The organism is Acetobacter oeni, assembly GCF_011516825.1.
In the GTDB taxonomy this organism is placed as follows: Bacteria; Pseudomonadota; Alphaproteobacteria; order Acetobacterales; family Acetobacteraceae; genus Acetobacter; species Acetobacter oeni.
The window spans coordinates 22,475-46,697 of the sequence record NZ_WOTA01000024.1; the positions used below are offsets into that span (position 1 = coordinate 22,475).

Consider the following 24,223-nt stretch of genomic DNA (forward strand, 5'->3'; position numbering starts at 1 on the left):
TTTGTTGATAAAAAGGTTTCCGGAGATCTGCGACCTTTGGTGGGTTTCAGGGCAAAGCCGTGAGAAAACCAGCAATACTTAACAGGGAGAGCGCCATAAAAACCGCTGCCCGGCTGGCATGAAAATGGCGGGTGACGGCTTTATGATCCGGCTGGCGGTATCAGCCCGGCAGGGCGAGCAGGCGTTCCACGGCGCGGACATCCGTGAGAGCGGCGGCTTTTTCTTTTGGTGTCAGGTGGATTTCGGCGTCGGACAGCGAGCGGGCTTCCTGGAGTTTGAGCAGGCCCACGACGCAGTCGGCGTCGATGGGATCGCCGGGTTTGCGCGGGGGCGGCAGCATGGCGCAGTGGCTGGCCAGCAGGATGGGGTCGGCGCGCAGGGCGAGCAGGGCGTCCTGCGGGCGGGGCGGTTCCGGCAGGGCGAGGGCGTGCGCGGCTTTGACGAGCACGTCGGGGGGCGATGTTTCTTCCGGGACGAGCAGGAGACCGGCGCGGCGGAGAGCCAGGCCTGCGTCGCGGCTGGCGGTGAGGGCGGCCAGCGGGATGGCGAGGACGAGGCCGAGGAGAACGGGGGTCATCCAGAGGAACAGGGACAGGGAGACGGTCCAGGCGCAGGCGCCGAGGATGAGGCCGAACACGGTGAAGCGCCAGTAGCCCCGGGCGATGATGCTGAGCGGGATGCGGCCGTCGTCGCGGCGCTGGGTGTTCCAGCCGGAATCCTGGCCGCTGAAGATGGAGATGACGCCGCTGGTCTGGATCAGCATGGCGATGGGGGCGATGAGGCCGCCGACCAGGGTTTCGGCCAGGATGGAGATGGCGGTGCGGAACGGGCCGCCGCAGGCTCTGAGGGTTGTTCTGTCGAAGAGCAGGGCGATGTATGCGAACAGCTTGGGGGCGAGGAGGATGCCCATCGTGGCGATGAACATGAACTTCGCCTGGACGGGATCGACCTGGGGCCAGTGCGGGTAGAGGGTTTTGGTGTCGCCGAAATATTCCGGCCGCACGAAGCGGGCCTGGAGCGAGATGAGGATGCCGACCAGCAGGAAGATCAGCCAGAGCGGCGAGGTGACGTAGGAGCCGATGCCCATGAGCATGTGCAGGCGGCTGAGCCAGTGCAGGCCTTTTGTCGGCACCACTTTGTAGTGCTGGAGGTTGCCCTGGCACCAGCGGCGGTCGCGGATGGCGACATCGGTGAGCGAGGGCGGGCTTTCCTCGTAGGAGCCGAAGAGGGCGGGGACCATGTGGATGGCCCAGCCGCCACGGCGCATGAGGGCGGCCTCGACGAAATCGTGGCTGAGGATGTGGCCGCCGAAGGGCTTACGGCCCGGCAGGTGTGGCAGGCCGGCCTGTTCGGCGAAGGCGGCGGTGCGGATGACGGCGTTGTGGCCCCAGTAATTGCTGGCGGCGCCGTGCCACCAGGCGATGCCGTGGGCGATCAGCGGGCCGTACACGCGGCCGGCGAACTGCTGCATGCGGGCGAAGAGGGTGGTGCCGCCGGCGATGACGGGGAGGGTCTGGATCAGGCCGACTTCCGGATTGCGTTCCATGGCGGCGGCGATGCGTACGAGGGTGCGACCGTCCATGACGGAATCGGCGTCCAGCGTGACCATCAGCGGATAGGCGCGGCCGAAGCGGCGGACCCATTCGCCGATATTGCCGGCCTTGCGCTCGGTGTTTTTGCTGCGGCGGCGGTAGAAGATGTGGCGTTCGTCGCCGGTTTCCTGGCGGAAATCGAGGAAGGCGGCTTCTTCGGCGATCCAGACATCCGGGTTTGTGGTGTCGGACAGGATGAACAGGTCGAACGCGGCGGCCTGTCCGGTTTCCTTCAGGCTGGCGTGGATGGCGCGGAGGCCGGCCATGACGCGGTGCGGGTCTTCGTTATAGGTGGGCATCAGCAGGGCGATGCGTGTGCGCAGGGGCGGCAGGGGGCCGTCGGCGGTGATGCCGAGGCCGAGGCCGCCGCGTGTGAGCATCGAGAAGAAGCCCGCGATGGACGAGGTGAAGGCGAGGGCGATCCAGAGGAACAGGGCGACGAACAGCACCTGCATGATGACGCCGAGGACGGAGGTGCCGCTGGCGTCGAGCACCAGGTGCATCTGATATGTGCCCCAGCCGGTCAGGGCGAGGGCGGACCCGATCACGGCGAGGCGTCGGAGCGCGATCAGGCGCGGCTCTGTTTCCGCGTGCCGGTCGCGGCCGTGGAGGTCGGGCGGGGCGCTGAGATCCTGCGGCTCCATCCGCAGCGGCGCTTCCGGTGGCAGGGCCGGGAAGCGGGCGAGCGTGGTGGCGGGGGGCGTGGTGTCCGGTCCCGTGGTCTCTGCTCCTGTGTAAGCCGGGCTGTTGCCGGAGGCTGCTGTTACGGGGTCCACCTGTATACCCACCGTTCCGAAACGGGTCCCTGGTCGCTGGAGAGAACGGCGCTCAGCTCGGCCAGTTTTGCGCCGCCGGGCGCGAATTCGAATGTTGTGCGCCATCCGTTAATATTTGGATTCGGCTCGACGACGACGTTGCGGATCGTGCCGGCGGAGGCCTGCGGGATCAGGTGGAATTTCGCGCCTGGGCCGGCGTTGGCGACGGGGCCGCCGGCGAAGTCGATGGCGAAGAAGCGGTCTTCCTTATGGTCGGTCACGGCGCCGACGCGGGTGGCGCCGACGCGGGCGAGTTTCGTCGGGAACGGCGTGTCCCAGCCCCAGTACATCCGGTAGGTGAAGCTGTATTCGTGGCCGGCTTCGAGCGGATCTTTCGGGCGCCAGAAGGAAACGATGTTGTCGTTGACCTCGTTGGGGGTCGGGATTTCGACGAGATCGACGGCGCCGGTGCCCCAGTCGCCGATCGGCTCGATCCAGAGGGAGGGGCGTTTTTCGTAGTTGAGGGCCAGATCCTCGAAATCGTGGAAGGCGCGGCGGCGCTGCATCAGGCCGAAGCCGCGTGGCGAGACATCGGTGAAAGCGGAGAGCTGGAGATCGAGCGGGTTGCGGAGCGGGCGGTAGAGTTCCTGGTCGGAGCCGGTCCAGATCTGCAGGGCTTCGCTGTCATGGGCGGCGGGGCGCCAGTCGTCGATGTGATTGCGGTCGTTGGAATCGAAATAGAACATGCCGGTCAGCGGGGCGATGCCGGATTCCTCGATTTTTACGCGGGGGAAGAAGGTGGACTGGACATCGAAGACGGTGGTTTCACCCGGGCGGATGGTGAAGCGGAACGCGCCGGCGACGGAGGGGCTGTCGAGCAGGGCGTGGATGACAACGGAGTCCACGCCGGGCTGGGGTTTTTCCAGCCAGAAGGAGCGGAACAGGGCGAATTCCTCGCCTTTCGGGTCGCCGGTGCCGTCGGCGAAGCCGCGGGCGGAGAGGCCGTAATTCTGGTTTTTCGCGACGGCGCGGAAGTAGGAGGCGCCGAGGAAGACGGCACATTCTTCCATCACGCCGGGGGTGTTGATGGCGTAGCGGAGGCGCAGGCCGGCGAAACCGAGATTGTCGGTGACGCGGAGCATGGGGTCGCCGTAGGTGAACAGGTCGGGGTTATAGGGGACGGGGGCGGATGTGCCGTTCGTGACCTCGAAGATTTCGATGCGGGGCGGGTAGAGGAAGCCGCGCGGGAAGAACTCGACATCGAAAGCGAGGTTCTGGCCATGCCAGAGGGCCTGGTCGGGTCGGAATTCGATGGAGCGGAACTGGTCGAAGGTAAGTTTTTCGATGGCTTTCGGGAGGGACTGATCGGGGGCTTTGTAAGGGCTGGCCGCGAGTTTGCGGGCGATTTGCGCCACGGTGCCGTTATCGAACGGCGTGGGCGGGGCATCGGCTGGCGCGTCGGCGGCTTTTGCGGACGGGATGAGCAGGTCGGACGCGAGGACGGCCATGGCTGCGCCGCTGGCTGTGCGCAGAAGATCCCGCCGCAGAACTGATGATGACACGCTTCCTGTTCTCCCGAATCTGTCGATCGACATATTTCTGATGTGACTGTGTTACGAGGCTGCGGCTTTTTCAGGGCGCTTCACGAGGCCGGCGAGGGCTGTCAGCGAGGATTTCGCGCCCGCCATGGCTTCTTTTTCGGCGGCGCGGTAGCCGTCCACGACGGCGTGGCCGGTTTCGGACAGTTTCGCGCCGCCGCCGCCGCCGGGTTTTGTTTCCACGAGGGGATGGATGAACTGGTTGTTCAGGGCGTCGATCAGCAGCCATGCGCGGCGGTAGGACATGCCCATGGCGCGGCCGGCGGCGGAGATGGAGCCGGTGGCCGCGACGTGTTCCAGGAGTCTGATCTTGCCGTGGCCGAGGGTCGGGTGACCGTTCACGTCGATCCGCAGGGTCAGGCGTAGCGCTGGCGTCATCCGGTATCAGCCTCTGTCGTCACATGTCGCGGGGGTCGTGCTATGCGGCGGGTGGCCGGCTGTCGAGAGAGAATTGCGTTCCGGGCGCTTCTTTTTCATGACCGGCCGGATTTTTCGGGGGTGGTTTTCCGGTCGTTCCCGGTTTTCGGGCTGCTGTTTTCCGGGTTGGACAGAAACCCGATGAAGGAGGTCATGTCCGCGCGGAGGATGCGGAGGATGAAGCGCCATTCCGGCGCCTCGGTGATGTCATCGTGCGGGATGGCGGCGAGGGCGTTGCGGGTATGTTCGTCTCCGGGGGAGCGGCCGTGGGCCTGCTCGTCGCAGCCTCTGGCGATCTGTTCCAGCGAGGAGACGAGGCCGCGCACCAGGGTCTGCGCGTCTTTTGCGTCGTGCACCGGGCTGGCGAGGGCGGCGCGGGCGAACACCATGGCGTCGGTCTGGAGCTGCTGGAGGGCCTGGGGGAGGGCGGCCAGCATGGGGTCGCGTTTTTCGAGGCTTCGGAACCGTTCTCTCCGGGCTTCGGCGACATTGGCGCTGATGCGGCGCAGGCAGGTGGCGCAGGTGTCGTCGAGGGACTGGATGTCATGCCAGCCGATATCGTGATGGGCGGCGCCGTCGAGGATGGCGCCGATGCCTCTGACCATGGCGGCGGCGAGGCGGAAGGCGTCGCGGCGGGTCTGGTCGTGCAGGACGGCGAAGGAGACGACCATGGAGACGAGGACGCCGGCGAGCACGCAGATGACGCGCTGGATCGGCACGAAGAACGGGGAGTTATCGGACGGGAACAGCATGGCGATCAGCACGGTGACGAGGCCGAGCCGGGTTTGCGGGCGCCAGGCGGCGAGGGCGGCAAGGGGGATGAGGGCTGACCAGAGGGCGGCTTCCTGCGGCAGGCCGAGTTCGTGCAGGCTGATGGCGATCATGCTGGCGCCGCCGCCTATGAGGGCGCCGAGGAGCTGGCTCTGGCCATTGGAGACGGTTTCTCCGATGGTGGTCTGTGTGACGACGGCGGCGGTGATGAGCGCCCAGGCGGGATCCTGCAGGTGCATGAGGTTGCTGAGCAGTTCCGATGCACCGATGGCGACCAGCACGCGGATGGCCTGGCGGACGATGGTGCTGGTGGACCGTTCGGGGATGCTGACGGGCATTCAGGAGGTTGCTGTCATGCGGAGGTTTTGTCCCGGCTTTCGCCGGGGGCTGGCCGGTGGTCTGCGGGGACGGGCATGCGGGGTTAGCGGGCGTTGCCGTCGAGCGGGAAGGGCACCCAGCGGAGGCCGTCGGAATCGTGCACGAGCAGCAGGACGGAGCGGCGTTTTTCCTTCTGCGCGGCTTCGATGCCTTTTCGCAGTTCCGCCGGACTGTTCACGGCTGTCTGCTGCACTTCGGTGACGACGTCTCCGGGTTTGAGGCCGCGTTCGGAAGCGGGGCCGCCATCGGTGACGCCGGTGACGACGACGCCTTTCTGGCTGTCGGAGAGCTGGTATTGCTTCCGGGTGTCTTCGGTGATGGCGCCGGCGCTGAAGCCGAGCGCGCCGAGGTCGAGTGTTTTGTCCTGTTTCGGTGCGCCGGGTTTTTTCGGTTTTTCATCGGACCCGGAATCGGTGTCCGTTTCCGGGAGGGTGCCGATGGTGACGGGCACGTCGATGGTTTTGCCTTTGCGCCAGACGGTCAGATGCGCCTGGGAGCCGACGGGCAGATCGGCGATCAGGCGGGGCAGGGCGCGGCCTTCGATGGTTTTGCCGTTGAGTTGCTGGATGACGTCGCCGGTGGCGAGCTGTGCTTTTGCCGCCGGGCCTTTGGGTTCCACGCCGGCGAGGAGGGCGCCCCTGGCCGGTTTCAGGTTGAGGCCGTCGGCGATTTCCTGGGTGACGTCCTGGATGCGGACGCCGATCCAGCCCCGGGAGACTTTTCCGGTTTTACGGAGCTGTTCGATGATGCCTTTTGCTTCGTTGGACGGGATTGAGAATCCGATGCCGACGGAGCCGCCGGAGGGGGAATAGATGGCGGTGTTCACGCCGATGACGGCGCCGTGCATGTCGAAGAGCGGGCCGCCGGAGTTGCCTTTGTTGATGGAGGCGTCGGTCTGGATGAAATCGTCGTACGGGCCCTGGTCGATATTGCGGCTGCGGGAGGAGACAATACCGGCGGTGACGGTGCCGGACAGGCCGAACGGGTTGCCGATGGCGAGCACCCAGTTGCCGACGCGGGCGGTGTCGCTGTCGCCGAAAGTGACGAAGGGCAGGGGCTGCGGGGCGGCGACTTTCAGGAGGGCGAGATCGGTGCGGTCATCGTGACCGATGAGTTTTGCCGGCAGGGTTGTGTTGTCCTGGAGGGTGACGGTGATTTTGTCCGCGTGACGGATGACGTGGTTGTTGGTGACGATGTAGCCGTCCGCCGAGACGATGAAGCCGGAGCCGAGCGCCTGCATTTTCCGGGGTGGCGAGTTGGGCGCGTTCTGCCGGTTCATGAAATCGTGGAAGAATTTTTCGAACGGGGAGCCACGCGGGAAATCGGGGATCTGCGGTCCCTGTTCTTCCTCGCCGTCCTCGTCGTCGGAGCTGGCTTTGAGTGTCTGGGTGGTTGAGACGTTGACCACGGCGGGGAGCAGGCGGTCGGCGAGGTCCGCGAAGCTGTCGGGGACGCCGTGTGCGCCGGTGGCGATGGCGGGGGGCGTGTCCTGCGCCGCGCGGGCTTCCGGTATCAGGCCGGGTGCGACCCGGAACGGTGCTGTGATCCAGAGCGCGCTGGTGACGCCGAGGGTGAGGGCGAGGACGGAACGGGGAGCCTGGAAGCCTGGGAGGCGCATGAAAGGCGGTGCTCTTTATTATCTGAACCAGCGGAAGATCGGTGACATTAGACCAGTGAATCCCTGTCGCACAGTCCGGAGCGGTCAGGCTGTGAGATTTTGCGGTGCACGATTTGGATTGACCGGAGGGCGGTCAGTTTCTAGCTTCCGCCCCCATGTCCGAGCACAGCGCATCTTCGGCGGATCGCCGCCCTCTTCTTTCCTCCGGTGCCATGCCTAAGGCGTGGCCGTTTGAAGAGGCGCGAAAACTTGCGGAGCATGTTGCCTCGAAAGGCAATGAGGGGCCGGCGTTGCTGGAGACCGGCTACGGTCCGTCCGGGCTGCCGCATATCGGCACGTTTGGCGAGGTGGCGCGGACGAGCTGGGTGCGTCAGGCCTATACGGCGATCACGGGTCGTCCGACGCGGCTGCTGGCGTTTTCCGACGACATGGACGCGCTGCGGAAGGTTCCGGACAATGTGCCGAACCGGGAGATGCTGACGCGGTTCATCGGGATGCCGCTGACGAAGGTGCCCGATCCGTTCGGGACGTTCGATTCCTTCGCGGCGCATAACAATGCGCGGCTGCGGTCGTTTCTCGATGGGTTCGGGTTTGAATATGATTTTGCGTCCTCGACGGAGTATTACACGTCCGGGCGGTTCGATGCGGCGCTGCGCCGGGTTCTTGAGGTTCATGACGAGATTGTCGCGGTGATCCGGCCCACGCTGGGGGCGGAGCGGCGGGAGACCTATTCGCCGGTTCTGCCGCTGCATCCGAGGACCGGGCAGGTGATGCAGGTTCGCATGGACCGGGTGGACCCGGTTGCGGGCACGGTGTTCTGGACCGATGAGGATGGCGAGCGGTTTGAGACGCCGGTGACGGGTGGCGCTGCGAAGATGCAGTGGAAGGCCGACTGGGCGATGCGCTGGTACGCGCTGGGCGTCGATTATGAAATGTCGGGCAAGGATCTGATCGACAGCGTGCGTCTGTCGGGGAAGATCTGCAGGATTCTGGGCGCGCCGCCGCCGGCGGGTCTGACCTATGAGCTGTTTCTGGATGAGACCGGGCAGAAGATTTCCAAGTCGAAGGGCAATGGTCTTTCGGTGGAGGAATGGCTGCGTTATGCGCCGCCGGAGAGTCTCGGGCAGTTCATGTTCAATCATCCGGAGCGGGCCAAGCGGCTGTTTTTCGATGTGATTCCGAAGGCGACGGATGAGTATCTGGCGCATGTGGACAAGGCTTCGGCGCTTCAGGCGCGTTGCGCGGACGTGCTGCCTGCCGAGGCTGAGGCGGACCGGGTGACGCTGGCCGCGAATCCGGCCTGGTTCATTCATGCGGGGCATATTCCGGATCATGCGGGGAGCCCGGTTTCGTTCAGCATGCTGCTGAATCTGGCCAGTGTGGCGAACGCGGAGACGCCGGACGTGCTGTGGGGGTTTCTGCGGCGCTATGACGCGGCGGTGTCGCCGGAGACGCATCCGATGCTGGCGACGCTTGTGGACCGGGCGATCGTATTTTATGCGGATTTCGTGCGGCCGGCGAAGAGCTATCGTCTGCCGGATGAGCGCGAGCAGCGGGCGCTGGCCGATCTGGCGGAGTCGCTGAAGATGTATGAGGGCGAGGAGGTCTCGGCGGAGGTGCTTCAGAACCTGGTTTTCGAGATAGGCAAACGCCATCAGTTCGAGCCGCTGCGGTCGTGGTTTACCTGCCTTTACGAGGTATTGCTGGGGCAGAGCGAGGGGCCGCGTTTCGGCGGATTTGTTGCATTATATGGTATCCGGGGCACGGTTGCGCTGATCGAGGCGGCGCTGGTCCGGAGCGCCGAGGCCTGAGGGTCTGGCCATGGCCGATGATGTTCATCTGTCCGGTCGCGGATCGTCGGAGGATGCGTGCGTGACCGGGGCGTCTGACACGGGGGCTTCCGGGCCGCCGCCGGGCCGTGACGGGACGGGGGAGGACTCTGTCCGGGATCATGGTCATCGGACCGGCTGGAAGCGCTGGCTGCGCCATGCGCCGCATGTTCTGGGTCTGGTGCTGATGATTGCCGCGATCCTGGTGGTGCGGCGTGAGCTTCATACGCTCAGCATGGCGGATATCCGGACGGCGCTGCGCGGGATTTCCGGGCGGGCGATGATGGCCGGGGTGGGGTGTACGTTCCTCTCCTATTTCATTCTGTCGTTTTACGATCGTCTGGCCGTGATTCAGGTCGGGCATAAGCAGATTTCGTTTTTCCGGACGGCCTTTGCGGCGTTCTGCTCCTATGTGCTGTCTCATAATCTCGGGTTTTCGGCGGTGTCGGGCGCGGCGGTACGGTTCCGGCTTTACCGGAACTGGGGTTTGCCGCCGTTTGCCATTGCGCAGATCATTGCGTTCTGTTCGGCGACCTATCTGCTGGGCGCGGCGGTTCTGATCGGCAGTGTGCTGCTGATCGAGCCGGCGGTGGTTCCGGTGATTGGCGACCGGGTGCCGGTTCCGGTGCTGCGGGCGGCGGGTGTTCTGCTGTGGCTCGGGGTTCTGGCCTATATCGGCGCGACGCTGAAATGGCGGGAGCTGACGATCCGGGGGCGGCAGATCGAGCTGCCGTCGGCGCCGATGGCTGTGGCGCAGACGGTTGTCGCGGCGGCGGATGTGGCGGCGACGGCGGCGATTGCCTATGTGCTGCTGCCGCCGGGGACGCTGGATTACGGCTCGTTTCTGGCCATTTACATTGCGTCTTACACGGCGGGGCTGGTGGCGAGCGTGCCGGGTGGTCTGGGTGTGTTCGACGGCGCGATGCTGCTGGCTCTGGGGCCTTATCTGCCGGCGCCGCAGATTCTGGGGACGATTCTTGTCTTCAGGCTGTTTTACTACATCGTTCCGCTGTTTCTGGCGGGGGGCATGTTCGCGGCGCATGAGCTGTTTCTGCGCGGGGATGCGCTTCTGCTTTCGCGCAAGGCGTCTCAGGCCGGGGCGGAAGAGCCGCGCCGTATCCGGCCCAGTCAGGTTGTGCGGGAGAGCGAGGCGGATTTTTCCGTCGGGGTTTCGACGGGGACGGTTTCGTTCTGCGGGGTTCTGCTGCTGATTCTGCCGCTGGTGAATCCGGTTCATGCGCACGGGTCATCGAAGGTCATTGCGTTTCTGTCGACGGTTGTGGGCGATTATGTGCTGACGGTCGTGGGGGGCAGTCTGATCGCGCTGGCGATTGGTCTGTCGCAGCGTGTGACACTGGCCTGGGGCGCGACGCTTGGTCTGCTGGTTCTGTCGGCTGTCACGACGTTTCTGCGTGGTAATATGCCGCTGGTGCCTCTGGCGCTGGCGATGTCGGCCTTTCTGATCGCGCCGTTCCGGCGGTGTTATTATCGTCATGCGCGACTGCTGAGCGAGCCGTTATCCTTTTCCACGCTGTTGTCCCTGCTGCTGCTGATCGGGTGTGCGGTGGTGATCGCGACGCATCAGGAGGGGGCCGAGGGCTGGTGGGAGCTGTTTGTCCCCGAGGACAATGATGCCCGGTGGATTGTGATGATTGCGGTTGTGCTGGCACTGGTCGTGATTGCGCGTCTGGCGCGGCCGGGGCGTGTTGCGGTGCGGCCATGGGATGAGAAGGCGGCGGCCTGGTATCATGGGCTCGATCATGCTCTGCCGGTGATTCCGGGTGTGGTGCCTGATGGTCTGCTGACGGGAGAGGGGGGCAATGCCGCGATTCCCTTTCGCAGGCGGGGCAGTTTTGTCGTCGGGCTGGGCGATCCGGCGGGTGAGGACAGGGACTGCGCTTCGGTGATCTGGCGTTTGCGGGATCTGGCGTTTCAGGAAGGGCTTCAGCCGGTTTTCTGGCGTGCCGGCGACACGTTTCTGTCGATTTACGCGGATATGGGGCTGGTGAACTGGCCGCTGACGGATGAGCCGGGGTCTTATCTGTGCTGTCCGTCCGAGCAGATCGGGCTGGTGCGGTCGAAGCTGTTCGGACGAAAGCCGGTCAGGGACTGAGCGGGAGGGGGGGCGCCTTCATTGCCGGCCTCTGCCCGGACCCGGCAGAGGCCGCAGGCCCCTGCACCCCGATCTGTTGATAAAAAGGTTTCCAAAGGTCTGCGACCTCTGGCGGGTTTCAGGGCAGAGCCCTGAGTTAAGCAGCCACACTTAATGCGATGAGAGACCGAGTGCCCGCATGGTATCGGGATCGACCGGGATGCCGTGTTCCGTGCGGTCGGCGGCTTCTTTCCATTCGCGGTCGCCCGGCGCCATGACCGGATGGTTCGGATCGACGGGCGTGGAGCCGCGCAGGCGGGTGAGGTAGCGGGTCATGGCGGCGTCGTATCCGGCGCGTCCGACGAAATGCTCCGGGTCGATGGCGATGAAGAAATGTCCGACGTTCTGGGCTGTTCCGGCGTCGGTCGGGGCCATTTCGGGGTCGATGGCGGCGCCTGTCAGCACGGCGGAGAGGATGGCGACCACGCCGGCCAGGGCGGCGCCTTTGAATCCGTATTCCTCGCCGCCGAGGGGCTGGAGGAAGGCGGCCTTCTCCGGGTCCTGCGTCGGGTGTCCGCCGGTGTCCACGGCGACGCCCGGGGGCAGGGGTTTGCCCAGTGAGCGGAAGAGTTTCACGCGGTTGAACGGGATGGACGAGGTGGCCATGTCCAGCACCCAGGGGTTTGCGCCGGCGACCGGGGCGGCCATGGCGATGGGGTTGGTGCCGTGGAAGGGGACGGCGCCCCCGAACAGGCAGACGGCGGAATCGGAATTGGTGGTGACGATGCCGATCAGGCCCTGTTCGGCGGCGGCGAGGGCGTAGGCGCCCGCGGCTCCGAAATGCGAGGAGCGGAAGACGCCGACGGCACCGATGCCGGTTTTCGTGGCCAGTCTGACGGCTTCGGTCATGGCTTCGTAAGAGGCGGGGTGGCCGGGGCCGTTATCGGCGTCCAGCATGGCGGCGGCGGGGGCTGTTTGCCGGAGCGTGCGGTTCGGGGTGGGATTGAAGGCTCCGGAGCGCAGCATGTCCGTGTAATGCGGGATGAGCCGGACGCCGTGGCTGTCCACGCCGACGAGGGAGGCGTGCAGGAGGGCGCGGGTGATGGCGCTGGCGTCGGCGGGGCTGGCGCCGGCCCGGGTCAGCAGGGTTTCGCAGCGTTCGCGGAGGAGGGCTTCCGGGAAGCGGGCGGGTTCGCTCATGCGGTCTGATCCTTGTGTTGTGGGGCGTATCCGAGGACTTCCGCCGCGCGGTCGCGGTCGAGCCGGCCTTCCCACGCAGCAACGACGACGGGGGCGACGCAGTTTCCCGCGAGGTTGCCGACGGAGCGGGCGATGCCGACGAACCAGTCCACGGCGAGCAGGAGGACGAGGCTGGCGACCGGAATCGAGGGGATGGCGGCCAGGGTGGCGGCGAGCACGACGATGGCGATGCCGGGCACGCCGTGGGCGCCTTTGGAGGTGATAAGGGCGGTGGCCAGCATGGTCAGCATCTGTGTCCAGGTCAGGTGGGTTCCGGTGACCTGAGCCAGGAAGACGACGGCGAATCCGAGATAGATCGAAAGGGCGTCGAGATTGAAGGAGTATCCCGCAGGGACGACGAGGCCGACGATGTCTCGCGGGACGCCGAGGGTTTCGAGTTTGGTCATGATGGCGGGCAGGACGGCGTCCGAGCTGGTGGTGGCGGAGACGATGAGAATGTCTTCGCGGAAGTAGCGCAGGAATTTCAGGGGTCTGATGCCGCAGGCGATGAGGCAGCTTCCGAGGATGACGAAGATGAAAACGGCGACCGCCGCGAAATAGAGCAGGGTGAACGCGCCGAGGCGGATGATGGCGTCGAGGCCGTATCGGGCGGTGGTGGTGGCGACGGCGCCGAACACGCCCAGGGGGGCGATGGCGATGATGTAGTTCATCATCTGTGAAAACAGGGTGGACAGGCTTTCGATGAGGCGTGTGACCGGGGCGCCGGCCGGGCCGATCCGGTTGAGACAGCATCCGAACAGGATGGCGAAGAAGAGGATTTGCAGCACGTTGCCTTCCGCGAAGGCGGAGGCGGGTGAATGTGGGATCAGGGCGAGCAGGAAGCCGGTGGCGCCCTGGCTGTGGAGGAGGTGGGCGTTGCCGGCATAGGAGGCGACGGCCTGGGAGTCGGCGGCTGTTGCGGTGAAGGTCATGCCGGCGCCGGGGCGGATGAGCAGGGCGGCTCCGACGGCGAGGAGCAGGACCAGCGTGGTCATGGTCTCGAACCAGATCAGGGCGCGGACGCCGAGGCGGCCGACTGTTCTGAGGGAGCCGGCGCCGGTGATGCCGGTGACGATGATGCAGAACAGCAGCGGTCCGACGGCCATGATGATGAGGTGCAGGAAGAGATCCGTGGCCCATCGGGTTTCGGCGGCGAGGGTGGGGTCGGCGAGGCCGAGGATCAGGCCGAGGACCGTGGCGATGCAGACCTGCCGGAAGATGCCGAAGCGGGGGCGCCCGGGGGCGGATGTTGCGGGCGCCGGCGTGGAGGTCATGCGGGGCTTATCCTGTTGGCGGGTCGGACGGGTGTGCGCACCGGCGAGGCGGGGCGTTATGATGCGGAGCGTGGCCTGGGTTTCGTGGGGGGAACAGGGCGGGGCGTGCCAGTGCAACCGCCGGGTTTGAGGCGCGGGTAAACTACGTTTTTTGTGATCTGTACCGTGCTCCGGCGAACTGGCGGGTCAGGCGCGGCTGTTACCGGAAAGGGCTGTGCTTTCCGTGGTGTCGGGATCGGGATTGTCGCTTGCCCGGGCCGGGTTGCGGTCTCTGTCGGTTATCGGATTGGTGGCGGATTGCCGCGATGAGTTTCTGGCGGGAGAGCCGTGCGGGCTGACGGACGTTTTGCCGGGCCTGCCGGGCGAGGGCACATGGGGATGTTGTGCCAGGCAGCCCGTTCCGGGTGTTTCATGAGGCGGAGAGCTGGCCGCTTTTTGCTTCCGCGAGGGCTTTTTCGGTCAGTTGTTTTTCGTTCTTTTTCAGAAACAGGCCGGTGCCGACCATGCAGGCGGCGGCGGCGATGCCGATGGCGATTCCGGCGGGGCCGGAGACCTGTGAGATTTTGCGACCGAGCATGTAGACGCCGAAGGCGTAGCCGCCGGCCCAGCAGGAGCCGCCCAGGGCGTTGAACAGCATGAAGCGGGGCCAGTGCATCCGGCACGCGCCGGCGAGCAGGGCCACGAAGACACGCATGACGGAAACGAAGCGGCCGAAGAAGACGATGGCGCTGCCGTGGTGGTGGAAGAGATACTGGCCGAGGATCAGGCGGTTGGGTGTCAGGCCTATTTTTGCGCCGTGTTTCTCCAGCAGGGGCAGGCCGACCTTGCGTCCGATCAGGTAGCCGAAATTATCGCCGATCACGGCGCCGGCGATGGCCGCCACGGCGACCCACTGGATTTCCAGGTGATGCGTTTTCAGCGTGTAGAGGGACGCCGTGATGATGCACGCTTCGGCGGGGACAGGGAGACCCATGCTTTCGGCCATGACGATCAGGGTGATGACGCCGTAGCCGTAATGCTGGAGGAGGTTATCCAGGTGGTGAAGCAGGGGTCACGGTCCTTTTGATGGCGTGGCCGGGACACGCGGGTTTTCCGGCCGGGTAGCACCATGCAAAAAAGGCTGTCGGGCGGGAAGGGCGTGCGGGGGCATGGCTGTTCTTCGGAAACCCGCGGGGAGGGTGAAGATACGTGTTTTTTTTAAACACAGGTGCTGAGCGGAGGATATTGCTTTCAGGGATTTTGCCCTGAGGCTCGAAAGGCCGGGAGGGCTTTTTCAGGGCGTGTCGTCATTTGATTCCGATGAGAGCGGAGACAAATTGCACGACACTGAGGAAGGTTGATTTCAGCTTATCGTAGCGTGTTGCGATGCCTCTGAACGGCTTCAGTCTGGCGAAGAAGCGTTCGGTGATGTTCTGTTTTTATACAGAGAGAAGCTGATCTTCCGTGAAGTGCGACGGTTTTTTTGATGGAATGACCGGAGTAATCTGCCATTTTCCGGGCGCATTAATGAGCGGATCAGTGTCATATGACTTGCGGGAGATAAAAGCAGCGGGATCGATTTCATCAGGCAATGCCACAGCCTCTGTGGTAGCGGCCCTTTGTCCGGGTGTCAGGGAAAGGGACACAGCCTTTCCTGCGGCATCGACACAGGCGTGGATTTTCGTGGTCAGTCCACTACGGGATTGGTCAATGGTCTGATCCGCGCCTCTTTACGAGCACCGTGCTATGCCGGTGCGCGCGGACGATTTGTCGATCATTATGTATTCATTGTCGCGATCGGCAGCCAGATGCCGGAAAATCCGTTCGATCACACCGGTTTCGCACCAGTGGCGCAGTCGTCTGTGAACATTCTTCCAGTCCCCGAACCGGCCGCAATACGCAGCACGGTCTGCAGATCATGGACGAGAGCCTCGAAACACCCCGCTTCCATCCAGCGCCGGGGCTGCTGATAAACCGCAGACCATGACGGCAGGTCGTTCGGCATCGCACACCACGCAATATCATAACGGATCACATACCGAAGGCCGTTAAACAGTTTCCGCAGATCATGATGACGTTGTCCGGCATCCTCTTTCATCAGAAGAAGGCAGGGAATAATCAGAGACCATTTTTCGTCACTGATATCAGACGGATAGGGTTTTCTTGCAGTAATCATCATCTTTACTGCACAAATCATGCCGGAAAGTACATAATACTCTTTAGGATTCCTCCTGTGTCATTCACAATGGCTGGGCCTGGCTGAAATTCCGCAGTCAGTTTTCTTTACGATGAGAGGTCCGGTCTTCAGAACGGAGCAACGGCATTCAGGAGTTGCTGACCATAACGTGGAGTCTGAAGAATGCTGAGTTGTCCTCGTCCGCCATAGGAAATTCTGGCTTCGGCAAGGCGATCGTGCGTTACGGTGTTATCCGCCGTGATGTCCTGCGGACGCGCGACGCCCGTTACCAGAAGTTCACGCAGTTCGCTGTTAATCCGGACTTCCTGTCTTGCAACGACGACAAAATTACCATTTGGCAGGACCTGTGTGATTGTTCCCGCAAGGCGGATGGTTACGGTTTCACTCCGGCCTATCCGGCCTGTGGCTGTATTGCCGCTACTGCTGGACGTTGATAATGCGCTTGAACTGGTCAGGTGTGAAATAGCTTTGCTCTGGAAACCAAAAAGGCTGGGCATTCCCATTGCTTCAGTACCGGAACCGGTTGCGCTTGTATTATCAACGATTGTTGCATTGTCAGTGATATCGACAATGACGGTTATAAGGTCTCCGACCTGAGAGGCTCTCTGATCTTTAAAGAATGCTCTGCTTCCGGGGCGCCACAGGCTGGCGGCTTCAGATGGTGGTGGTTGAAGGGGCGGCATCGGCATCGTCACCGGACGATAGCTGGTGTCGCGCGTTGGATCCTGTGTGCGGGTGAGGCTCGGCGGACTGCCGATCTCGGTCAGGCTACCGAAGCCATTGCATCCGGATAAAAAAAGTGTGCTGAAAACAATAAAATATTTCTTCATTAACTTCTATGACGTCCGAAAGTATAAATTCAGATGTTTTGCTGAGATCTGACGCCTGCCCCGCGCAGGACCCGCTGATCTGCCGGAAGCGGCGTGCTGCCGGGGAGAACTTCCACGTGTGAGCGGTCGACAACCTGACCGATGACGATCATGCGTGATGTAGGATTGAGAACATGGATACGCTCTCCCAGTGCTCCTGAATCGACGGCGATGCCGGAGGCTGTCAGGTGAAGTCCTGTTGATGAGACATCGAGAATGACTGGCGCGCCTTTTTCGACAAGATCAATGTGAATAATCTGATCGGATGTCAGCGGTGTGCCGGCGGCGATATCGTGACGTGCGGTCTGTCCGACGACGGCGTTGGGATCACCGATCACCTTTACGGGCAATGTGCGGGAATCTCCGCTGAGCACATCGATATCGTCACGGCTGATCGTCTGACCGGCGGCCAGTTCATGGATTGTTGTTACGGCATTGATGCGGGCACTGACTGTCCCGTCCGCACGAAAGGACCGGGAGGTGCCGCTATCGGCCGGAATCGTGAAATATGCCGAAAATCGCCCATGGGATGTGTCATAGACCACATTTGCCAGTTGCGGGATTATCGATGGTTCGTCCGCTACTGTCGGACCCGAAAAATCGGGAATATCAATGGCGGCGTTGTCGGGAACACCACGTTTTTTCAGTTCAGTGGTAATGAGGGGTGTGATGTCATCACGTGAAATCGTTCGTGCAGCTCTGGTCAGTGTTGTTCGGGATGTTACCGATGCGTCCGGCCAGTCAACACCGAACTGAGTGGCGATTGCCTCAAGCTGCGCACCGTCGATGATCTGGCTTTGTCCGGCCTCCGGAGCCGCGCCTATATCGCAGTCCTGGCCGGGATCAAGGCTGGCAAAAAGATCGGAAAGGCGCACCTGAGCCCGATGCAGGACAGTTGCCCGGCGTAGCGTGGCCGCGTCCGAAACCGTTGCCGTAAGGCAAAGGCCGATGGCGATAGCCGGAAGGAGACGGTGCGCCTGGCGGATCATTTCAAGGCGGTCAGAGTCTGCAACATCTCATCGGATGCGGTAATCACCTTACTGTTCATCTCGTAGGCCCGCTGGGCCGTGATGAGATTGGTGATTTCGGTCACGACGTTGACGTTGGATTCTTCCACATAGCCCTGACGAACGCTGCCGAAGCCGACGCTCTGGCCTGTGCCGGTGATCGCATTGCCGGAGGACTGAGTTTCGGTAAACAGGTTCTGCCCCATTGCAGCGAGACCATTTTCATTCTGAAATGTTGCCATTTGCAACTGCCCGACGACAGTGGAGGTTGTCTGGCCGGAGATGGTGACCTGTACCTGACCCGTCTGATCGATCGTGACGGTTTCTGCATTGTTCGGAACGGTAATGCCGGGGCTCACCGGATATCCGTCAGCCGTGACGATCTGTCCTGTATCCGACAGGGAGAATGTGCCATCGCGGGTATAGGCGTATTCGCCGGAAGGCAGCGTCACCTGAAAATAGCCCGCGCCTTCAATGGCAAGATCAAGACTGTTGCTTGTCTGCTCCAGTGTACCCTGCTCATTGATGCGGTAGATGCCGGCTGTTCGCACACCCAGGCCGACCTGAGCGCCGGCGGGAACAAGTGTGCCGCTATCGGAACTCATGGTGCCGACGCGGCGCATATCCTGATACATCAGGTCCTGAAATTCGGGAACGCGGCGTTTGAAGCCTGTTGTGGTCATATTTGCAATATTATTCGAAATAACCTCAACATTCGTCTGCTGGGCCTGCATGCCGGTGCCGGCGATATCGAGAGAACGCATCATATGAGTGAATTTCCGTCTGTATCAGTTCAGGACTGGGTCTGTATGATCTTGTCGATAGCGTTTTTCTCACGTGTTTCCTCGCTCTCGACAAGATTGGAGGTAATTTCGAAGTCTCGCTGTAACTGCACGAGCTGCGTTGTCTCCGTCATGGAGTTGACATTGCTGCCTTCGAGCATGCCCTGACGCAGTTCTTTATTATTCAGCTGCCGGGTCTGCGTGGTTGCGCGAAAGATCTGATTGCCTTCTCCGACCAGAGTATAGGCGTTATCGACAGTCACGAGCCCGACTTCCGCGGCCACACCGCTTTCCGTAGAGAGTGTACCGTCGGCGGCGAGGCTGATTGTGCGGTCCTGTGGCCGGAGCTGCACCGGCTGCCCTGTCCGGTCGAGAAGGACATTGCCCGCGCCGTCCGTGATACGTCCGTCCGCAAGGCGCTGGAAGCGGCCGTTCCGGGTCAGGCGTACGCCCTGAGCGGTCATCACGGAGAAAAAGCCTTCGCCGGTGATGGCGATGTCGAGCGGATTGCCGGTCTGCTGTAGGGTCCCCTGGCCGAAATCGCGGTAGGTTGACCGGTCCTGGGTATAGGCTTCGGTCGCTGTGCCGTCTGCGGCGTGACCGTCTTTCTGTTTGACGAGATAGTCGGAAAACAGAACATGACTGGCCTTGTAGCCGGCCGTATCCGCGTTAGAGAGGTTATTGGCCAGAACGCTCATGGCGCGCATCTGGGTATCCATGCGTGACAGCGCGATATAGGTCGTATTGTCCATTCGGCGAGCGCTCCCTTCCGGGAAGCAAACTGCCGTTCAAAGATTGATAAAGGGTTGCTTTAGTTCCGTTCGGGGCAAAGAACTCAGGAAAGGTTTGGGTTCGTTGCGTATTCTCCACTGCATTCTGACCCACGAATTTGCCGGGACGGAGCGGCATCTCAGTGAACTGGCGCAGATGCAGGCGGAGTCTCACGAGGTTGCCGTGCTTGTTGCCCGTCATACCCGCGACTCGCTGACCGGAGGGGATCTGGTGCCCCATCTTGCTTCGTCGGTGCGGGTGTGTCGCGTGGGGCGGGCCGGTTATCTGCCGGCCCTGGCCGCGCTGGAGTGGCGCTGGCGACCGGATGTCATTCACACGCATGTCGGGGCGGCGAGTTTTCGGGCGGGACTTCTGAACCGGTTGCGCCGGATGCTGCCGGGCGGTGGCGGGCCGCCTGTGGTGGCGACGCTGCATCGGGGTTTTTCACAGCGGGCGTATGGGGGGCATGACGGACTGATCTGTATTGCGAACTGGCAGCGCTCGGGGATTCCGGCGGGGTTTCACGGGCCGGTCGAGGTGATTGCCAACTGGACCGGGGCGGGGAGGCCGGCGGAAGGCGCCGGGGCGCGTTTGCGGGCGGAACTGGGACTCGGGGCCGGGACGTTTCTGATCGGGGCGGCGGGGCGGATGATTCCCGAAAAGGGCTTCGATGTGTTGCTGGAGGCATTTGCGCGGGCTGGTCTGCCGGATACGGCGCTGGTGCTGTTCGGAGACGGGCCGGAGCGTGCGGCGTTGCAGGCGCGGGCCGGGGCGCGGGTGTTCTTTCCGGGATTCCGGACGTCTCTGCCACTGGATCTGGCGGGGCTGGATGCGTTTGTTCTGCCGTCGCGCCGGGAGCCGTTCGGGCTGGTGCTGCTGGAGGCGATGGCGGCGGGGCTGCCGGTGCTGGCGACAGAGGCCGGGGGCGTGCCGGATATTCTCGGGGCGTACCCGGACTGCATGGTGCCGCCGGATGATGTGGACGCGATGGCGGCGGGGCTGCGGCGGTTGCGGGGGGCTTCGCTGCGGGAGTGGGATCTGTCGGCGTTCGATCCGGCGGGGCGGGCAGCGCGGATCGAAGCATTTTACCGGCGGTGCATGGTGTGGAAGGAGGCCGGGAACAGGTGATAATCCGGACGGATGGTATTTTCGCGCGGCGCCTGCGCGTCTTTCATGAGGAAAATGCCCGAAAACATCAGGCGGGATGGTCGATGGAGTCCGGTGGCTCGCTGAACCATGCCGGGCCTGCATCTGTCATGTGGAAGCAGTCTTCCAGGCGCACGCCGAATTCGCCGGGGATATAAATACCGGGTTCATCTGAAAAACACATGCCTGGCTCAAGCTTTGTCATCTCACCGTGGACGAGATTGACGGGTTCGTGGCCGTCCAGACCGATTCCGTGGCCGGTGCGGTGGGAAAGGCCGGGCAGCCTGTATCCGGGTCCGTAACCGAGGCTTTCGTAATATCGCCTGACGGCGTCATCCACGCTTCCGGCCGGTGCTCCGTTTTTTGCCGCGGTGAAGGCGACCTGCTGTCCCTGACGGACCTGATTCCACACCTGTCTCTGACGATCGGTTGCTTTGCCAGGAACGAATGTTCGCGAAACGTCGGACTGATAGCCTTCTACGGTGCAGCCGCAATCCATCAGAACAATGTCATTTTCCCGCACTATCTGCGGGGCGCGTGAGCCGTGCGGGTAGGCGGCGGCTTCTCCTGTCAGGATCAGGGTAAATTCAGGACTGCCGCCCAGAGCGATTGTGGCGGCGTCCATCATCTCGCCAATCTGTTTTGGTGTCATTCCTGGTTTTACATGGGGGATGACGTAACGATACGAGGCGATGGTGATGTCGGTTGCCCGTTTCATCAGGGCGATTTCGGTGGCTGATTTATGCATCCGGCATCCCCGGACAACTGGTGCGCCGGACAGGATCGACACCGAAGGGAGGGCTTTTTTCAATCCGTCCACGATAAAATAACGGACTGTTTCTTCGATGGCCACAGGGCCGGAGGCCGCGCCACGCTCCCGGAGCGCGCCGGCTATAAGTGCCAGCGGGTTTTCGTCTTCGTTCCATGTCCGGATTTCCGCTGGAATGTTCAGCGTCTGACGGATTGACGGAGCTTCGAAAAACGGTGTGACGATGACGACATCGCCTTCGAGCGGAATAACGGCCGCTGTCACACGTTCGCTGCGCCACCATTGTATGCCTGTAAAGTAAATCAGCGAAGATCCCGGTTCCACGATCAGCGCCCGGATACCTCGTGCGCGCATCAGGCGTCTGGCCTGTTCGATGCGCGCTTCCCGCTCGGAGGTTGTGATGGGCGTTGTTTTTCCTGGCAGAGGACCGGGCAGCGTGTCTGCAAGCGTGATGGCGGGCAGGGTCAGCAGTGTTGCACCGGCTGCCATGCCGTTCAGCAGTGTCCGACGTTTCACGGATGTCATTGTTTATGTCCTGTCCCGGTCAGTGTTCTGGCCGGAGTCTGCGGCATCTGGCCAGTGAGGACAATATGTTCCGGGTGGAGAATTAAGGCGGGCGTTCCGGAAAATTTGTTTCTTTGGTGAGGTGGGTTGGCCGATGGCTTGGCAACTCCGGCTTCGGACAGAATGACAGTTCTGTGGCCTTGCAGCAGGTCGTCCCGGCTTAAAGAGGCGCCGGTGGAGAAAGGCAGATTAAAATAAGGGAGATCGCTTACCGGTTTATCTTTTTTGAGTTCGCGGAATGTGCGCCCCGACTGAACATAATTATCTGGCATTACAGGCATATGAGAAGCTTATCTTAATGGCGAGTCAGAGTAATCATCGCTGTATTGAAATAGTTACTCAGGATTTTTATTTGTAATGGGCTGCTGAGTATATGCTCTGAAAGAAGACGAGGTGCAGGAGGCTGCACCTTATGCCGGGTCCGGGCAGAGCCCGGATGGTGCTTCATGAAACGGAAATTTCTTTTAGTGGGAGGGGTTTTTCGCGTTGCGGTCCATGAGCATGGCGGTGACGGCGGATCTGAAGGGAGGCAGGGCGCTGGCGGCGCGGAGGCCGAGGGCGCGGAGGGCGCGGAAGGGGGCGGTATCGCGGGTGTAGAGGGTGGCGATGCCATTTGTGGCGGCGAACATGGGGGCGGTTGCGGCGCGGTGCTGGTGTTCGTAGCGGCGGAGGGTGACGGGGCTTGCGAAATCCTGGCCCTGGGTGAAGGCTTTTCCGACTTCGGTGGCGAGGGTTTCGGCGCCGCGGAGGCCGAGGTTGAAACCGTGCGCGGTGATGGGGTGCATGCCGACGGCGGCATCTCCGATGAGGGCGAGGCGGCGGGCGGTGAAGCGGTGGGCGTAGACGGCTTTGAGCGGGTAGGCGTGGCGGGAGTTGACGAGGCGCATTGTGCCCATGCGGTTGCCGACGCGCTGCATGATTTCGGCGTTGAAGTCGTCCTGGCCGGCGTGCATCAGACGGTCGATGTCGTTTGCCGGGAGGGTGAGGACGAGGGAGGAGGCGCCGCCGTTGACGGGCAGGAGAGCGATGGTCTGGCCTTCATCGAACCATTGCAGGGCGACGTTGTGGTGCGGGGCTTCGTGGGCCATGCGGCAGACCATCATGACTTTTTCGAAATCATGGATGACGGCGCCGATTCCGGCGCGGCGGCGGGTGGCGGAGAAGCGGCCGTCGGCGCCGATGGTGAGGCGTGCCCGGGTTTTACCGCCAGAGTGGTGGATGACGGTGGTGTCGCCGTCCTGCCGCATGGTGCTGACGGCGATGTCGGGGGCCAGGGTGATGCCGGGGCGGGTTGCGGCTTCGGCGTGCAGGGCACGGCGGATCATGTTGTTGGCGACGAGCCAGCCGAGGGGTTCGCCCGGGGTGGTGTGTGAGGCGTCAGCATCGAAGATCAGGGGGTGATTTGCGCGGCCGGTTTCGACACGGGCTTCACGAAGGGGGCAGATGATGCTTTCGGGGATATGCTGCCAGGCGCCGAGGCGTTCGAGCAGGGCGCGGGCGTGCCAGGTGAGGGCGATTTCGCGGCCGTCGAAGGCGGGTTCGGCCCAGGAGGCTGCGTCGGCGCGTTCGAGCACGGTGACGGACAGCCCGGCGTCATCGAGGCAGAGGGCGGCGGCGAGGCCGACGGGGCCGCCGCCGATAATCGCGACATCGTATTCGGGCGTGTTCGTCATAGGGACGATTTATAGCAGAGGTCGCTGGCTTTGGCATGTGGGAAAGGTTGCAGGGTTCATATGCTCTGGCGGGTGTGGGAGGCCGGTCTCTGTCCGGCTACGGCAGTGACCACAGCCCCCCGGCAGCCCGGTTTATCTGACCGGACTGGTTTGCAGAGGTCTGTGACCGTTGCCGGGTTTCAGGGCAGAGCCCTGAGGTCTTTCCCTGTTAGTCCTTGTCGGCGCCAAAGCTGACCGGCTCGCCTTTCCATTCGGCGACATAAGGGGTGACGGGGCGGCGCTTTGCATCGTGGTCGCTGTCTTTCGGGGTTCCGACGAAGAAGAAGCCAGCGAGGGCGTGCGGGGCGGGGAAGCCGAGTTCGGTGGCGAAGACGGGGTCGTAGGCGATGTCACCGGAGACCCACACGGCGCCGTAGCCTGCGGCGTGGAGGGCGTTGAGCAGGTTCATGCCGGCGGCGCCGACGGCGAGCTGCTGTTCGAGCAGGGGGATTTTGTCGTCAGGGCGGAGGTGCATGCCGAGCACGATGGTCAGGGGCATGTTTGAGAAGCGGTGATGGCGCTTTTCGATTTTCTTTTCGGGTGCGTTCGGGTCGATGCGTTTCATGCTGGCGACGACGCGGTCGGCGAGTTTCGCGCGGGCTTCGCCGTGGACGAGGGCGAGGCGCCAGGGGCGGAGTTTGCCATGGTCGGGCGCGCGCATGACGGCGGAGAGGATGGTTTCCAGTTCCTCACCTTTTGGCGCGGGGGTGGTGAGGTCATCTGTTGAGGAACGGGAGAGGAGGCTGTCGAGAGCGATACGTTCGTGCTTTTTCATGGGCTCGGGGCTCCTTTGGCATCAGGGGGCGCGAGAGTGGCCTGATTGCCAGGGAAAAGCCAGACCGACAAAATTTTCTTGCCCGTCAC

The 24,223-nt window shown here is 63.1% G+C and carries 21 protein-coding genes; 4 read left to right on the forward strand and 17 right to left on the reverse strand.

What is annotated here, in order from left to right; all coding sequences use genetic code 11:
- Nucleotides 1-160: 160 nt before the first annotated feature.
- From mdoH to GOB90_RS14200, 5 genes are all read right to left on the reverse strand, one after another.
- Nucleotides 161-2,368 (reverse strand): glucans biosynthesis glucosyltransferase MdoH, encoded by a 2,208-nt coding sequence (gene mdoH / locus GOB90_RS14180; RefSeq protein WP_146889873.1) that lies wholly within the window; start codon nt 2,366-2,368, stop codon nt 161-163.
- A complete protein-coding gene (locus GOB90_RS14185; RefSeq protein ID WP_373322055.1) occupies nt 2,356-3,855 on the reverse strand; it encodes a glucan biosynthesis protein in 1,500 nt (499 codons plus the stop codon). The genes mdoH and GOB90_RS14185 overlap by 13 nt, the downstream gene beginning before the upstream one ends.
- Nucleotides 3,856-3,960: 105 nt before the next feature.
- Nucleotides 3,961-4,323 (reverse strand): winged helix-turn-helix domain-containing protein, encoded by a 363-nt coding sequence (locus GOB90_RS14190; protein WP_146889879.1) that lies wholly within the window; start codon nt 4,321-4,323, stop codon nt 3,961-3,963.
- A gap of 95 nt (nt 4,324-4,418) precedes the next feature.
- Complete coding sequence (locus GOB90_RS14195; protein WP_146889882.1) at nt 4,419-5,471, reverse strand: FUSC family protein; 1,053 nt, start codon at nt 5,469-5,471, stop codon at nt 4,419-4,421.
- A gap of 83 nt (nt 5,472-5,554) precedes the next feature.
- Nucleotides 5,555-7,129 carry a DegQ family serine endoprotease gene (locus GOB90_RS14200; protein WP_146889885.1) on the reverse strand — a complete coding sequence of 525 codons (1,575 nt, stop codon included), beginning with the start codon at nt 7,127-7,129 and terminating at the stop codon, nt 5,555-5,557.
- 155 nt (nt 7,130-7,284) lie between these two features.
- Here GOB90_RS14200 and GOB90_RS14205 point away from each other — a divergent pair, with 155 nt between their 5' ends.
- Both GOB90_RS14205 and GOB90_RS14210 read left to right on the forward strand, forming a co-directional pair.
- Entirely contained in the window at nt 7,285-8,940 is a 1,656-nt protein-coding gene (locus GOB90_RS14205) for a lysine--tRNA ligase (RefSeq protein ID WP_146889888.1), read from the forward strand.
- A gap of 205 nt (nt 8,941-9,145) precedes the next feature.
- The gene (locus GOB90_RS14210; protein ID WP_306309431.1) at nt 9,146-11,071 is read left to right on the forward strand and encodes a phosphatidylglycerol lysyltransferase domain-containing protein; all 1,926 of its coding nucleotides are present in this window, start codon (nt 9,146-9,148) and stop codon (nt 11,069-11,071) included.
- Between the two features lie 150 nt (nt 11,072-11,221).
- Here GOB90_RS14210 and GOB90_RS14215 read toward each other — a convergent pair whose 3' ends face one another.
- Together GOB90_RS14215 and GOB90_RS14220 are read right to left on the reverse strand one after the other, a co-directional pair.
- Nucleotides 11,222-12,250: an Ldh family oxidoreductase gene (locus tag GOB90_RS14215; RefSeq protein WP_146889895.1), complete on the reverse strand. Its 1,029-nt coding sequence runs from the start codon at nt 12,248-12,250 to the stop codon at nt 11,222-11,224.
- Nucleotides 12,247-13,563, reverse strand: coding sequence for a cation:dicarboxylate symporter family transporter (locus GOB90_RS14220; RefSeq protein WP_146889945.1), 1,317 nt, complete (start codon nt 13,561-13,563; stop codon nt 12,247-12,249). The genes GOB90_RS14215 and GOB90_RS14220 overlap by 4 nt, the downstream gene beginning before the upstream one ends.
- A gap of 214 nt (nt 13,564-13,777) precedes the next feature.
- On the opposite strand from GOB90_RS14220, the gene GOB90_RS14225 reads away from it, so the two are divergent.
- Nucleotides 13,778-13,978: a hypothetical protein gene (locus GOB90_RS14225; RefSeq protein WP_146889898.1), complete on the forward strand. Its 201-nt coding sequence runs from the start codon at nt 13,778-13,780 to the stop codon at nt 13,976-13,978.
- Here the strand turns inward: GOB90_RS14225 and GOB90_RS14230 are convergent.
- The 6 genes from GOB90_RS14230 to flgF form a co-directional block, all read right to left on the reverse strand.
- Nucleotides 13,973-14,548, reverse strand: a complete 576-nt coding sequence (locus GOB90_RS14230) for a DedA family protein (protein ID WP_146889902.1) — start codon at nt 14,546-14,548, stop codon at nt 13,973-13,975. The two genes, GOB90_RS14225 and GOB90_RS14230, sit on opposite strands and share 6 nt — an antisense overlap.
- Before the next feature lie 822 nt (nt 14,549-15,370).
- The gene (locus GOB90_RS14245; protein WP_242012050.1) at nt 15,371-15,721 is read right to left on the reverse strand and encodes a transposase; all 351 of its coding nucleotides are present in this window, start codon (nt 15,719-15,721) and stop codon (nt 15,371-15,373) included.
- A gap of 125 nt (nt 15,722-15,846) precedes the next feature.
- Nucleotides 15,847-16,569: a flagellar basal body L-ring protein FlgH gene (gene flgH, locus GOB90_RS14250; protein WP_146889906.1), complete on the reverse strand. Its 723-nt coding sequence runs from the start codon at nt 16,567-16,569 to the stop codon at nt 15,847-15,849.
- Between the two features lie 29 nt (nt 16,570-16,598).
- On the reverse strand, nt 16,599-17,597 hold the full coding sequence (flgA, locus tag GOB90_RS14255) for a flagellar basal body P-ring formation chaperone FlgA (RefSeq protein WP_146889909.1): 999 nt from the start codon (nt 17,595-17,597) through the stop codon (nt 16,599-16,601).
- The gene (flgG, locus tag GOB90_RS14260; RefSeq protein WP_173572111.1) at nt 17,594-18,379 is read right to left on the reverse strand and encodes a flagellar basal-body rod protein FlgG; all 786 of its coding nucleotides are present in this window, start codon (nt 18,377-18,379) and stop codon (nt 17,594-17,596) included. Before flgG ends, flgA begins: the two co-directional genes overlap by 4 nt.
- Nucleotides 18,380-18,408: 29 nt before the next feature.
- Nucleotides 18,409-19,149: a flagellar basal-body rod protein FlgF gene (gene flgF, locus GOB90_RS14265; protein ID WP_146889915.1), complete on the reverse strand. Its 741-nt coding sequence runs from the start codon at nt 19,147-19,149 to the stop codon at nt 18,409-18,411.
- 103 nt (nt 19,150-19,252) lie between these two features.
- Here flgF and GOB90_RS14270 point away from each other — a divergent pair, with 103 nt between their 5' ends.
- The gene (locus tag GOB90_RS14270) at nt 19,253-20,296 is read left to right on the forward strand and encodes a glycosyltransferase (protein WP_146889918.1); all 1,044 of its coding nucleotides are present in this window, start codon (nt 19,253-19,255) and stop codon (nt 20,294-20,296) included.
- 67 nt (nt 20,297-20,363) lie between these two features.
- On the opposite strand, the gene GOB90_RS14275 is transcribed toward GOB90_RS14270, so the two are convergent.
- The 4 genes from GOB90_RS14275 to GOB90_RS14290 form a co-directional block, all read right to left on the reverse strand.
- On the reverse strand, nt 20,364-21,608 hold the full coding sequence (locus GOB90_RS14275) for a M24 family metallopeptidase (RefSeq protein ID WP_242012051.1): 1,245 nt from the start codon (nt 21,606-21,608) through the stop codon (nt 20,364-20,366).
- Nucleotides 21,605-21,919 carry a hypothetical protein gene (locus tag GOB90_RS14280; RefSeq protein ID WP_206752481.1) on the reverse strand — a complete coding sequence of 105 codons (315 nt, stop codon included), beginning with the start codon at nt 21,917-21,919 and terminating at the stop codon, nt 21,605-21,607. The genes GOB90_RS14275 and GOB90_RS14280 overlap by 4 nt, the downstream gene beginning before the upstream one ends.
- 192 nt (nt 21,920-22,111) lie before the next feature.
- On the reverse strand, nt 22,112-23,320 hold the full coding sequence (gene ubiM, locus GOB90_RS14285) for a 5-demethoxyubiquinol-8 5-hydroxylase UbiM (RefSeq protein WP_146889925.1): 1,209 nt from the start codon (nt 23,318-23,320) through the stop codon (nt 22,112-22,114).
- 208 nt (nt 23,321-23,528) lie between these two features.
- Entirely contained in the window at nt 23,529-24,134 is a 606-nt protein-coding gene (locus tag GOB90_RS14290; RefSeq protein WP_146889929.1) for a nitroreductase family protein, read from the reverse strand.
- Nucleotides 24,135-24,223: the final 89 nt, after the last annotated feature.

Bases quoted from the DNA above. Each gene is read 5' to 3' on its own strand.
- GOB90_RS14185 (WP_373322055.1), bottom strand. From the start codon at position 3,855: ATGGCCGTCCTCGCGTCCGACCTGCTCATCCCGTCCGCAAAAGCCGCC.
- GOB90_RS14190 (WP_146889879.1), bottom strand. From the start codon at position 4,323: ATGACGCCAGCGCTACGCCTGACCCTGCGGATCGACGTGAACGGTCAC.
- GOB90_RS14195 (WP_146889882.1), bottom strand. From the start codon at position 5,471: ATGCCCGTCAGCATCCCCGAACGGTCCACCAGCACCATCGTCCGCCAG.
- GOB90_RS14200 (WP_146889885.1), bottom strand. From the start codon at position 7,129: ATGCGCCTCCCAGGCTTCCAGGCTCCCCGTTCCGTCCTCGCCCTCACC.
- GOB90_RS14205 (WP_146889888.1), top strand. From the start codon at position 7,285: ATGTCCGAGCACAGCGCATCTTCGGCGGATCGCCGCCCTCTTCTTTCC.
- GOB90_RS14210 (WP_306309431.1), top strand. From the start codon at position 9,146: ATGATTGCCGCGATCCTGGTGGTGCGGCGTGAGCTTCATACGCTCAGC.
- GOB90_RS14215 (WP_146889895.1), bottom strand. From the start codon at position 12,250: ATGAGCGAACCCGCCCGCTTCCCGGAAGCCCTCCTCCGCGAACGCTGC.
- GOB90_RS14220 (WP_146889945.1), bottom strand. From the start codon at position 13,563: ATGACCTCCACGCCGGCGCCCGCAACATCCGCCCCCGGGCGCCCCCGC.
- GOB90_RS14230 (WP_146889902.1), bottom strand. From the start codon at position 14,548: ATGGCCGAAAGCATGGGTCTCCCTGTCCCCGCCGAAGCGTGCATCATC.
- GOB90_RS14245 (WP_242012050.1), bottom strand. From the start codon at position 15,721: ATGATGATTACTGCAAGAAAACCCTATCCGTCTGATATCAGTGACGAA.
- flgH (WP_146889906.1), bottom strand. From the start codon at position 16,569: ATGAAGAAATATTTTATTGTTTTCAGCACACTTTTTTTATCCGGATGC.
- flgA (WP_146889909.1), bottom strand. From the start codon at position 17,597: ATGATCCGCCAGGCGCACCGTCTCCTTCCGGCTATCGCCATCGGCCTT.
- flgG (WP_173572111.1), bottom strand. From the start codon at position 18,379: ATGCGTTCTCTCGATATCGCCGGCACCGGCATGCAGGCCCAGCAGACG.
- flgF (WP_146889915.1), bottom strand. From the start codon at position 19,149: ATGGACAATACGACCTATATCGCGCTGTCACGCATGGATACCCAGATG.
- GOB90_RS14275 (WP_242012051.1), bottom strand. From the start codon at position 21,608: ATGACATCCGTGAAACGTCGGACACTGCTGAACGGCATGGCAGCCGGT.
- GOB90_RS14280 (WP_206752481.1), bottom strand. From the start codon at position 21,919: ATGCCAGATAATTATGTTCAGTCGGGGCGCACATTCCGCGAACTCAAA.
- ubiM (WP_146889925.1), bottom strand. From the start codon at position 23,320: ATGACGAACACGCCCGAATACGATGTCGCGATTATCGGCGGCGGCCCC.
- GOB90_RS14290 (WP_146889929.1), bottom strand. From the start codon at position 24,134: ATGAAAAAGCACGAACGTATCGCTCTCGACAGCCTCCTCTCCCGTTCC.